Source organism: Roseibium algae (assembly GCF_037783265.1).
Lineage (GTDB): Bacteria > Pseudomonadota > Alphaproteobacteria > Rhizobiales > Stappiaceae > Roseibium > Roseibium algae.
Genome location: NZ_JBAKIA010000004.1, coordinates 299,800 through 311,766 on the forward strand (window position 1 = coordinate 299,800; position 11,967 = coordinate 311,766).

The following is an 11,967-nucleotide window of genomic DNA, read 5'->3' on the forward strand; positions in this document are numbered from 1 at the left end:
ATTCGGAAACGGATCCGCCGTCGGTGTTTCACTGTCTTTTGGTATCCATTTTCCTTATAAGGAGGTCATGTTGCGGATTCTCATTATCGAAGACGACGTCGAAGCGTCGGCTTATCTCGCCAAGGGCCTTAAAGAACTTGGTCATGTTGCTGATCAAGCCGGTGACGGTGAAGTTGGCCTCGAAATGGCGTTGGCCAGTGCCTACGATGTTCTGATCGTGGATCGGATGCTGCCCAAGCGGGACGGCCTGTCGGTCATTGAAGAGCTGCGCAAGGCTGAAAACCAGACAGCTGTTCTGATCCTGTCTGCCTTGGGGCAGGTTGATGATCGGGTGACCGGGTTGAAAGCTGGCGGTGACGACTATCTGCCCAAGCCCTATGCATTCACGGAACTTCTGGCCCGTGTTGAAGCTCTGGCGCGACGTCCGAAGGTTGGCGGTGACATTGAGACTAGCTATCAGATCGGTGACCTCAGTCTTGACCGTCTGGCGCATTCATGTCGTCGGGGCGAGACGGATATTCCGCTTCAGCCGCGTGAATTTCGCTTGCTTGAGTATCTTATGCAGCATGCAGGACAGGTCGTGACCCGAACCATGTTGTTGGAGAACGTTTGGGAATATCATTTTGATCCGCAGACCAATGTCATTGATGTGCATATTTCAAGGTTGAGGGGTAAGATCGACAAGGATTTTGACAAACCTCTCCTGCACACGATCCGCGGCGCGGGGTATTCGATCCGTGACACGACTGACTAGAATCCTGAGAACGACAGCCTTCAAGCTGTTGTTGCTCTACACAGCGGTTTTCAGCGGCCTGTCGGGCTTCCTGCTCATCTATATTTCCCGTAACACCACTGATCTGATGTCGAGCCAGATCGTCCAGACGGTGGATGCGGAAATCGCGGGACTGTCCGATGAGTATTTGCGCGGTGGGGTACGCGGGCTGGTGTCCAGCATCGAGCGCCGTGCCAGACGACCTGATGCAAGCCTCTATTTGCTCGTCGACTTTGCTGGCAACTCCATTGTTGGCAACATTTCCCGCCTGCCAACAATCGTTCTTGATGAAGCCGATGGTGATGTCCGGCGCATGAAGTATGACCGTTTGGAATCCGGCGGTGAAGTCCAGCGTGAAGCACTGGTGCGTATCTTTGAATTGCGCGGCGGTTTCCGGCTACTGGTCGGACGAGATCTCGGGGAGCAACTTAGATTTTCAGCCATCCTGTCCGGTGCCTTGCGCTTCTGGCTGACGGCTGTGGTTGTGATGGCCGGGGCGACCTGGCTGTTTGTCAGTCGCCGGGTGATGAAACGCATCGATGGGATCGCAGCCACCAGCCAGACAATCATGCATGGCGATCTGTCCCGGCGTTTGCCAGTTGCGGGCAACGGCGATGAGTTTGACAGGTTGGCGACCAATCTTAATGACATGTTGGAACGCATCGAACTTTTGATGCAGGGCATGAAGAATGTCACCGACAATATTGCGCATGATCTGAAGACGCCACTCACCCGGATGCGCACCAGGGTGGAGACGGCCCTGCGCGCCAGCTCTGGCAACACGGCGATTGAGTACTGTGAAGCGCTGGAAGCTACCATTGAAGACAGTGACAATCTGATCCGAATTTTTGACGCACTGTTGCGCATTGCCCGGGTCGAGGCGATGTCTCCCGAAGCGGGCATGGAGCCTTTCGACCTCAAGGCCGTAATCGAAGAAATGGCCGACCTCTATGGACCGTTGGTCGAGGATGAGGGGGGACGTCTAACCTTTGAAGTCGAAGGCCCTGCCGAAGTGATTGGCAGCCGCGACCTGATTGCTCAGGTGATCGTAAACCTCATTGAAAATGCGTTGAAATACGGGCGACCGGAGGAAGGCGCTCCGGTAATCTCAATTAGGGCAGCATTGAAAAACGAACGTATTGTTCTATCCGTTCGCGACAATGGTCCGGGGATCGCAGGCGATGATGTCGAGCGGGTAACGGGTCGTTTTGTGCGTCTTGATGCGAGCCGGTCAGCGCCAGGCTATGGATTGGGCTTAAGTCTTGTCCAGGCTATTGCACGTTTGCATGGCGGGACGCTCCGTTTGCAAGACGCAGCGCCTGGATTAGGCGTTGATATTGATCTGCTGCCATCTGGGCAGAAGGCAGTAGAAACTGGGTGATTACGGCTCAAAAGAACGATTTTTGAGGCGGCTATGGGGGCAATCATGGGGCAAGAACCAATACAGGACGGAAAGATCAGCCATCCGCTGTATCTGACGTTAAAGGTGCTGCCGCGCGCCATTGAACCCGATAAGGGCGAAATGTTCTTGGCTGATGCTTTGTCCAAGCCGGTGGCTGCCTCAGGGAACCATGACGTTGGTGGGTCAGAGGAAATCCATTGTTTGGCGGACTTGATTGCCGAGCAGCCGGATCTCGAAGCATTTCTGATCGGCGTTCTGTCCAACGCACCCTATCTTCGTGATCTATGTCTGATGCGCCCGGAGAGGCTCTGTGCGATCCTGAAGGATGATCCGGTGCAACGCATTGCCGGACTGTTGAAGGACGCGCGCGAAATACGCAGCGAGACTGAAGCCGCGTTGATGCGGGACCTGCGGTTGTTGAAGCAGGACCTGGCGTTGACACTCGGATTGGCCGACATCGGCGGGGCTGTGGACCTTGACCAGGTGACCGGCGGCCTGGCGGGCTTTGCCGATGCTGCCCTTTCGGCCTCCATTCGGTTCTGCCTGACTGATCTGGCCAACAAGGGCAAATTTGCTCCAATCGATCCTGACGACCCTGAAAAACAGTCGGGTTTCATTGTACTGGCAATGGGCAAACACGGTGCGATGGAGTTGAATTACTCTTCAGACATCGATTTGATCATACTTTACGACCCAGACATGACGCCGATTACCGGCAACGGCGAGGCTCCAATGGAGTTTGTCCGGATGACCCGCCGCTTGGTTAAAATCATGCAAGACCGCACCGAAGACGGTTACATCTTCCGTACCGACCTGCGGCTGCGGCCTGATCCCGGTGCCACACCGCTGGCCATGTCGGTGCCTGCTGCGCTGACCTATTATGAGTCTCTGGGCCAGAACTGGGAACGCGCCGCCCTGATCAAGGCGCGGCCCTGCGCTGGCGATATTGCTGCAGGCAATGCCTTTCTGGCCGAGATCGCGCCGTTTGTCTGGCGCAAGTATCTGGATTTTGGGGCTATCGCGGATGTTCAGTCGATTAAACGGCAGATCCACATGCACAAGGGGCATGGCAAGATCGCTGTGGCTGGCCATAACGTGAAGCTTGGGCGTGGCGGCATTCGTGAGGTTGAGTTTTTCGTCCAGACCCAACAGTTGATCGCGGGCGGACGAAACCCGGCGCTTCGGGGTCGACGTACCCTCGATATGTTGGACGGCCTTCTGGAAACCAGCTGGATCAAGGACGAAGCGCGCGACGAATTGCGCGAGGCCTATGTGTTTCTGCGAAATGTTGAACACCGGATTCAGATGCTCAATGATGAGCAAACCCAGCTCTTGCCGAAGGACCAGGAGGGACTGACCCGGATCGCATTTTTAATGGGCTTTGATAGTTATGAAGCCTTTGAGGAGGCCTTTCTGGGCATGCTCAGGTGCGTGCAAAGCCATTATGCTGATCTGTTCGAAGATGAGCCGGAGCTGTCTTCGGATCTGGGCAATCTTGTGTTCACAGGCGATGACCACGACCCGGAAACTTTGGAGACCTTGGCCGGCCTAGGTTTTCAGAAGCCTGCTGATGCGGCAAACACCATCAAGGCCTGGCATTTTGGCCGCTATGCAGCAACCCGCTCCACCAAGGCGCGTGAGCGCCTGACTGAGCTTCATCCCGTGCTGATCACCGCATTGGCGGGGACTGACAACGCAGATGCGGCGCTGCGTGGCTTTGACAGCTTCCTCGCCAAACTGCCAGCCGGGGTCCAGCTTTTCGCCCTGCTGAAGTCCAATCCAGAGCTGTTGAACCTGTTGGCCACCGTGATGGGCTCTGCACCGCGCATGGCCGAAACGGTCTCGCGGCGGGTGCACGTCCTCGATACGGTGCTTGACCCTGCTTTCTTCGGGGCGATGCCGAGTGCGGCTGAATTCATAGTTGGTCTAGATCGGACATTGGCCCTGTCTCGCTTTTACGAAGAAGCGCTCGACCGGGCGCGGATTTTTACTCAGGAGCAATATTTCTTGATCGGCCTGAGGCTGGTCTCCGATACGTTGTCTGCCGACAAGGTGGGCCATGCTCTGGCACGGTTGGCCGAGGTGGTCGTGGACCGGATCTTGACGCGAGTTGAAGATCATGTCGCCGAAAGCCATGGGGTCGTTCAGGGCGGTCAGGTCGCAGTCCTCGCCATGGGGAAACTGGGGGGGCGGGAAATGACGGCCGCCTCCGATCTGGACATGATCTTGCTCTATGAAGCGCCAGAGGAAGTCACTCAGTCCGACGGTGCGCGGCCCCTTGCAATTACCCAATATTACACTCGGTTGACCCAAAGGCTTGTCACAGCGCTGTCGGCACCAACCGCTGAAGGAAGCCTTTATGAGGTGGATTTCCGCCTGAGGCCGTCAGGCAATGCCGGACCTCTGGCAACCAATCTCAACGGCTTCCTCTCCTATCAGGAGAAAAGTGCCTGGACGTGGGAACATATGGCGCTGACCCGGGCGCGGGTCATCACGGCAACTTCCGAAGGCTTTGCCGAAAAGATCGAGGGGCATCTCAGGAGCACATTGGCAAAGCCGCGGGATCGAACCAAATTGTCCAATGATGTCCGGTCCATGCGTGCCCGGATCGACAAGGAAAAAGGCACCAAAGACATCTGGGATCTGAAACAGATCCCCGGCGGGCTTGTTGATATCGAGTTCCTTGCCCAGTTTCTGCAGCTGGCCCATGCTCATGACAATCCTGAAATTCTTGTGCAAGGCACCGATCAGGCGCTGCAGAATCTTCGAAATGCGGGCGTTTTGAATAGTGGTGATGCAGATCAGCTGCTTCATGCGCTGCGGCTCTATCATCGTTTGACGCAGGTTTTGCGCATGGCGCTTGACGGCAAGTTTGTTCCCACTGAGGCACCCCGTGGGGTGCGGGATCTACTGCTGCATGCCGCCGGTTCCCCGGATCTCACACGCCTCGAACTCGAGCTTGCCGAGATCCAGACCGGTGTACGGGCAAAATTCGAGGAAATTGTTGGAAAGGTGGAAGTCGTCGTTGAGGCGAAGTGATGAGCTCTTGCCTGATCTCAGACGTTTTCGTTGTAGCCTGTGCTGGTCCCCAGCGGCAATGTAAAGCTGACGGTGGTACCTTTGCTGACTTCCGAACTGATCACCAGCTTGGAGCCATGCAATTCGACCAGAGAACGGGCAATGGCAAGCCCAAGACCGGACCCTTTGTGGGTCTTGGTGAACTGGTTTTCCACCTGAATGAAGGGACGGGCAAGGCGTTCGATGTCGGCGTCGGAAATGCCAATACCTGTGTCGATGATCTCAAAACGAACCAACCTCTTTTCTGCCCGGGCAACCAGCCGGACTTCGCCGCCATCAGGTGTAAATTTCACCGCGTTGGCAAGGAGATTGAGCAGCACCTGTTTCAAGGCACGGCGGTCGGCTGCAATATGAAGGCCTTCCGGCTCTACGTCTGAGCTGACTGAGATGTTCTTTTCAGAGGCAGTGGCTGTGATGATGCGCACGGCATCCTTGGCCGCGTCCCCGGCATCAACGGATTCTGTGTCGATCGACATGCGGCCTGCCTCGATCTTCGACATGTCGAGGATGTCATTGATCACATTTAGCAGATAAGTGCCGGAATTATGGATGTCTGCGCAATATTCTGAGTAGCGTCCCGTGCCAAGTGGGCCGAACATCTCCTGGTTCATGATGTCGGAGAAACCGATGATCGCATTGAGTGGCGTGCGCAATTCATGGGAAATATTCGCCAGGAACTCAGACTTGGCCTGGTTCGCATCTTCCGCCTTGGTTTTCTCAGTTGAGTATTTGTCTGCCAGTTCCACCAGCTGATTGGCCTGAATCTGCAGAGTTTGACGGGATTTTTGAAGGTCTGTGATTGTGGCTTTGAGCTTGCGCTCACTGTCCATCAGCCTTTCTTCGTGCAGTTTCAAAGGTGTGATGTCTGTCCCAACCGAGACAAAGCCGCCGTCCTTGGTCCGGCGCTCGGAAATCTGTAGCCAGCGCCCGTCATCAAGTTGGGCTTCATAGCTGCCGCTTGGCGTGTCGCTGCGATGGCTAATCCGGACGGGCTGGCCACTGACCTCGCCATTCTCTGCTGCTGCCATGACCTCTTGATACGGCGTACCTGATTTAACAGCGTGGTTTGGCAAATTATGCAGCGACTGATAATTGGAGTTGCAGATCACAAGCTCGTTCTTGGCATTCCAGAGAACGAAGGCCTCTGAGATCGTCTCAATTGCATCGCGCAGGCGCAGGTCTGCTGTACGGCTTTGCTCGGCCAGTTGGTGTTGCTCTGTGACATCAAGACAAATGCCGATCAGATGTGGCTCGCTGCGGCCTGCTTCGCTTTGAACTTCACCGCGTGCTCGTAGCCAGATCCATTGGCCGTCCTCGTGGCGCATGCGGAAGGTTTTGTCGATGTTGCCATTGCCTTTTTCCAGAAGCTCTTCAGCCAGCTGTAGAAGATCTACGTCGTCAGGGTGGGTAAGGGACGAGACCTCTGCGAAAGACAGAATGTCGTCCTTGGGCGCGCGCCCAAGAATTTCATAGAGCGATGATGACCAGAAGATACGGCCGCGCGACAGATCCCAATCGAACAAACCGCATCTGCCATGATTGAGAGCAGCATCAATCCGTGTGCGGGTGGCGGCATACATGTCATCGGCCTGTTCGGCGCGAGTCGACTGGGCAAAGAATGCATAGATCAGCACAAGCAGTGTTGCTGCAGTTCCAACAAACAGGGTCACATTGGCGGAGACGTCGCGCTTCCATTCGGCAAAAATGTCAGCTTCCGGCTGCAAGACAGCAATCATGCCGAGCCGTCCATCGAGGTGATGAACAGTTGCCAATGTGTCGATCTCCTCTCCAGCTCCGTCCATAACAGCGGGGAGGGACATCACTCCAGCACGTGCACCAAATACGGTCAGAGGCTGTGACGGTCCAAACAAGTCCGTGATGGGCCGTCCCTCAAGCTGAGGTCTAAGCGGTGCACTGGCAACAATCAGTCCGTCTTTGTCGGCAACCAGGAATGTGCGGCCATCGCTGGTGGCTCCTGCAGGTAGGCTGTCCGCGAGAACACGCTGCAATGCGGATCGATAACCAAGCTCTGGAAGACCGCTTTCCTCATGAGTCAGATCGGATGAGACAACGGTTGCAGTCAGGGCGATTTCATCGCGTGCCTGATTTAAAGTGTCTTGAAAATCGTAGGTGAGTTCCAGGAAACGGTATACGGCCAGACAGGTAATGAAGATGAGGCAAAGGGACGGAATAACGCGACGCATGAGCGGTTCAGACCGCAGCAGTCTCTGATAGGTCGGTTGTGCCATGAGGCGCAAGTGGCCTGTCAGGACAGCCCTGCTTGTCTTCGATGCTGTGTTTCTGCCAAAGCGTCGCATGGACGCGCTGCCGACAAATGCCCGCGCCATCGGATGTTGCCCCGAATGATATGAAGTCTCGACCAATGAACTTTCTGCCCACCGAATCAGTTCATTTGAATCCAAGGTTTGAGTTTTGTCTAGAGGGGCTGAAGAAAAAAATGGTTAACGCAATTTGCCATTATTTGCATTTACGTTAACCTTTTGCAGTTGTCTCAACTATTGCAAGCAACGTTCTACGATGTCACGGCTGTCTCGAGACAGTTTTTCCGCAGAAGAGATTCGCAGAAGTTGAGCTTCCGCATGGGCAGATCTGGTTTTTTCGTAAGCACGCCAAGATCTGAAACAAGTCAAGAGCCGAGAAGCGACCTGTGGATTACGCTGGTCAATTGCAATCACATTATCCGCAACAAATTCAAAGCCTGATCCGTCAATCCGGGCGAACTGCGTAGGGTTGCCGGTCGCAAAGGCGTGCACCAGTGATCGAACGCGATTCGGATTGGCAAAATCAAACAGCGGATGAGCTGTAAGAGCCTTGACCCGCTCCAGGCCGTCGGCGAGGGCTGCTGTTGCCTGCACCATGAACCATTTGTCCATTGCGAGCGACGTGTCCTCATGGCGCTTGCGGAACGCCTCAAGCCTTTGCTCAGCACTAGGCAGTCCGTCATGAACCAGAAGGGTGAGCGCTGCGATGAGGTCCGTCATGTTGTCCGCCCTGTCAAAAGCATTGGTCAAGACGGCTTCAATGTCGTTTTCTCCTGAGGCAGCGTAATAGCCAAGTGCCTGGTTCGCCAGAGCGCGTTGACCTGCATTCGCCGCATCCGGGCTGAATGTGCCTGTTGGTCGGTTGCTCATGGCTGACTTGAACGCATTTGCGTGGGCTGACCCAAGGGCCTTCCGAAGGGTCGAGCGGGCTGCGGATATAGCGTCCGGATCAACGTTCATGCCCGTGTCCCGGGCAAGATCTGCTTCGCTGGGCAGTTGAAGTGCAAGTGCGCGAAAGGCTGGGTCCAGGTCTTCATTCGTCAACACATCGCCAAACGCATCCACCAGCTGCGGGTCAGCTTTCAAGGGCTGGTTCGCTACAGCTTTTGCTGCAAGGCTGATCAGGTCTTGTGTTGCCCGTGTCTGCAGCGCCTGCCAGCGGTTGAACGGATCGCAGTCCTGGCGTGCAAGAAACAAAAGATCGTCAGCACTTTGATGCGCTTCAAGCTGCACGGGGGCTGAGAAGCCGCGCAGCAGCGAGAGCACTGGCTTGCTGGGCAGCCCGGAGAATGTGACGCTCTGGGTTTTATCTTCGAGGATCAATACGTCGCCCTGAACCTTTGCGCCGGTGACGCTGCTTGGGGGCATGTCGTCTCCATTGGGGCCGATCAGTCCGAAGCGAAGCGGGATCACAGAAGGGTCACTGGATGGCTGGCCTGGCAGAGGCGAAATCATCTGGTTGATTTCAAGAGTGAGATCTCCGGAAGCAGCGTTGTACTGGCTTTTGACATCGACCTGTGGAGTACCTGCCTGTTCGTACCAGCGGGCAAACTGTCCAAGGTCGGTCGATGTTGCCTCTGAGAAACACGCCAAAAACGCCTCAATGGTCGTGGCCTCGCCATCATGGCGCTCGAAATAGAGATCCATACCTTTCCGGAAGCCGTCCGGACCCAGAAGGGTCTTCAACATCCGCACGACTTCTGCGCCCTTTTCATAGACGGTTGCCGTGTAGAAATTGTTGATTTCCGTGTATTTACGCGGCCTGACCGGATGCGCCAGAGGTCCGGCATCCTCGGGGAACTGGTGTGATTTCAGTAACCTGACGTCTGAAATTCGCTTTACTGGGCGCGAGCGCATGTTTGAAGAAAATTCCTGATCACGGAAGACTGTTAGACCTTCCTTCAGGCAGAGCTGGAACCAGTCCCGACACGTGATCCGGTTGCCTGTCCAGTTATGGAAATACTCATGGGCAATGACGGCCTCGATGTTGGCGTAGTCCTGATCAGTCGCTGTTTCCGGGTCTGCAAGGACGTATTTGTCATTGAAGATGTTGAGCCCTTTGTTCTCCATTGCGCCCATGTTGAAATCGGAGACTGCGACAATGTTGAAGATGTCGAGATCATACTCGCACCCGAAAACCTCTTCGTCCCATTTCATCGAACGCTTCAGGCTGTCCATGGCCCATGCACAGCGGTTCTCACGGCCATGCTCGACGTATATCTTCAGATCAACTTCGCGCCCTGAGCTGGTGACGAATGTATCGGCAACATGGGCCAGATCGCCTGCAACCATGGCAAAGAGATAGGACGGTTTCGGGTGCGGATCGTGCCAGACAGCAAAATGCCTGTCTGTGCCTGGCAGGTCTCCACTCTGTATCAGATTGCCATTGCCCAAAAGCACAGGCGCTTCGCCTTTACGTGCCTCGATCCGTGTTGTGTAGACTGACAGAACATCCGGGCGGTCCAGGAAATAGGTGATGCAGCGAAAGCCCTCGGCCTCGCACTGGGTGCAATAGGTGCCCGAAGACCGGTAAAGCCCCATCAGCTCTGTATTGGCATCCGGATTGATCCGGGTCACGATTTCGAGCACGAAGGGGTGTGTCGGCACTTCATTCAGCGTCAATTTATCCGGTGTGACCGTGTAGCGGTCCTGGGTCAGCGGCAGGCCGTCGATGGCCAGGCCGAACAGCTCCAGGGCATCCCCATCCAGAACCAGATCTGTGCCTTCTGGCGTTCCGTCCTGGCGGGAGATCGCCAGACGCGCGGTGATTGTCGCGGCGCGCGGGTTTAGCTGGATGTCCAGGTCAACCGTATCGATCCTGTAGGGAGCAGACGCATAATCCTCCAGACGAATGGCAACTGCCGTTTCAGGGCGCATGGATGTTTCCTTATTGTGGATCGTTATGATCTGTGACCGGTTGGATGTTGGCGGTGACGCTAGGTGTAGCCAGCTTATTCACCCAGTAAGGCGAGTGCGGATGTCAGCGGGCTGTCTTGCACTGCGAGTGGATTGATTATGTTAAAATGGTTGGCACCAGCTTGAATGTCCAGAGTGCCGGAAAGCTCTTCTGCTGCCCATTCTTCTGTGAGCTGACGACTTTGCCTCAGATATTCTGAAGATTCATCTCCGCCAACAACAGCAATAAACCGACCGGAAGTCGGCTTTATCCCATAAAGGGGAGAGGCGGACTGAGCGTCTTGCGCGCTCATGTTAAGGGCGTCGTTGATGCTTGTGCTCAGCAGTGGAGTCAGATCGAACAGGCCGGATATCGGCATGACGCGATCAACAAGGTCTTTGGGCAGTCCTCGCGCAACCCAATCCGTCGCCATCAGCATTGCCGCCAGATGACCACCTGCTGAATGCCCAAAGACGAGCAGAGGTTTTTGGCACCGACTGTAGACCTCTTCTGCCAGCAGCTGCATTTCACTGACAATGTCATGGATGCTGACATCAGGGCAGAGGCTGTAGTTGACGATGGCCACGTCATAGCCATGGGCATTCAGTCCCTTGGCTATATGGGAAAAGAAACTTTTGTCGAGCGCCTGCCAGTAGCCGCCATGAATGAAAACAGCCGTTCTGCTGCGCTTCGTTGTTTTAGGCCTAGCTGGGAAGAAGTCATAGGTCTGCCGTGGCTTGCCGCCATAGGTCTGATCCAGTTGGGCATCTGAGCGGCGTTCATCGCGATAGGATTGAGCGTCCGACGTCCAGCCTGCGATTAGCGCTGGATGCTCTGGCACGCGCGCCCGGTTGTTATATTGAGCTTCCATGTCGCGCTGAATTTCCATCATTGCCGGCTCCCTAATTGCGGAGGACCTTGAAGCACGGCAGCATCCGGCTGTGCAAGGCTGAGGTCGTTGTCGGATTGTTTTGCTCAAGTGGTTTTGACCTTGGACTGGAGCCGCGTTAAGACACAAGCCATCTTGAACAAACAGGAATATCGAATGAGTCGCCTAGACAGCTTTATCCGTCGCCTGACCGCCCAGAAAATCCTTCTTGAGGATGTTGCCGAGAAGGTAAAGTCTGTCGATGGACCGGTTCTTGAATTGGGCTTGGGCAATGGGCGGACTTATGATCACATCCGCGAAATCCTGTCTGATCGTGAAATCTTCGTGTTCGACCGGGATCTGGCCTGCCATCCAAGCTGTATTCCCGATGGCGATCATATGATCTTCGGCGAAATCCGCGATACGCTGGCGTTTTGTGGTCCGCGCATTGGAGGCCAAGCAGCCTTCATTCACTGTGACTTGGGTTCAGGCGATCCGACAATGGACCTAGCAACCTCTTCGTGGTTGTCGCCCTTGATTGATTTGCATACAAAACCGGGCGGGTATGTACTGTCTGGCCTTGCGCTGGAATTGGCGGACTTTCAAACTCTCGAAAAACCGGAAGGCATTCGCCCGGGCCGGTATCATCTTTACAAGAAGAACGGCTGA

General features: G+C 55.3%; 7 protein-coding genes. 4 read left to right on the forward strand and 3 right to left on the reverse strand.

Annotated features, from left to right (window positions below; all coding sequences use genetic code 11):
- The first annotated feature begins 67 nt into the window (after positions 1 to 67).
- From V6575_RS07775 to V6575_RS07785, 3 genes are read left to right on the forward strand one after another with little or no spacing between them, the layout of a single operon-like run.
- Positions 68 to 754: a response regulator transcription factor gene (locus V6575_RS07775; RefSeq protein WP_340273685.1), complete on the forward strand. Its 687-nt coding sequence runs from the start codon at positions 68 to 70 to the stop codon at positions 752 to 754.
- Positions 738 to 2,153: a sensor histidine kinase gene (locus V6575_RS07780; RefSeq protein ID WP_340273687.1), complete on the forward strand. Its 1,416-nt coding sequence runs from the start codon at positions 738 to 740 to the stop codon at positions 2,151 to 2,153. Before V6575_RS07775 ends, V6575_RS07780 begins: the two co-directional genes overlap by 17 nt.
- Positions 2,154 to 2,198: 45 nt before the next feature.
- Positions 2,199 to 5,213 (forward strand): bifunctional [glutamine synthetase] adenylyltransferase/[glutamine synthetase]-adenylyl-L-tyrosine phosphorylase, encoded by a 3,015-nt coding sequence (locus V6575_RS07785; RefSeq protein ID WP_340273688.1) that lies wholly within the window; start codon positions 2,199 to 2,201, stop codon positions 5,211 to 5,213.
- A gap of 17 nt (positions 5,214 to 5,230) precedes the next feature.
- Here the strand turns inward: V6575_RS07785 and V6575_RS07790 are convergent, their stop codons facing one another.
- From V6575_RS07790 to V6575_RS07800, 3 genes are all read right to left on the reverse strand, one after another.
- Positions 5,231 to 7,600 (reverse strand): ATP-binding protein, encoded by a 2,370-nt coding sequence (locus V6575_RS07790; RefSeq protein WP_340273689.1) that lies wholly within the window; start codon positions 7,598 to 7,600, stop codon positions 5,231 to 5,233.
- 168 nt (positions 7,601 to 7,768) lie between these two features.
- Positions 7,769 to 10,411 (reverse strand): aminopeptidase N, encoded by a 2,643-nt coding sequence (gene pepN / locus V6575_RS07795; RefSeq protein ID WP_340273690.1) that lies wholly within the window; start codon positions 10,409 to 10,411, stop codon positions 7,769 to 7,771.
- A gap of 74 nt (positions 10,412 to 10,485) precedes the next feature.
- Entirely contained in the window at positions 10,486 to 11,322 is an 837-nt protein-coding gene (locus V6575_RS07800) for an alpha/beta hydrolase (RefSeq protein ID WP_340273691.1), read from the reverse strand.
- A gap of 153 nt (positions 11,323 to 11,475) precedes the next feature.
- Between V6575_RS07800 and V6575_RS07805 the strand changes: the two genes are divergently transcribed.
- On the forward strand, positions 11,476 to 11,967 hold the full coding sequence (locus V6575_RS07805; protein ID WP_340273692.1) for a class I SAM-dependent methyltransferase: 492 nt from the start codon (positions 11,476 to 11,478) through the stop codon (positions 11,965 to 11,967).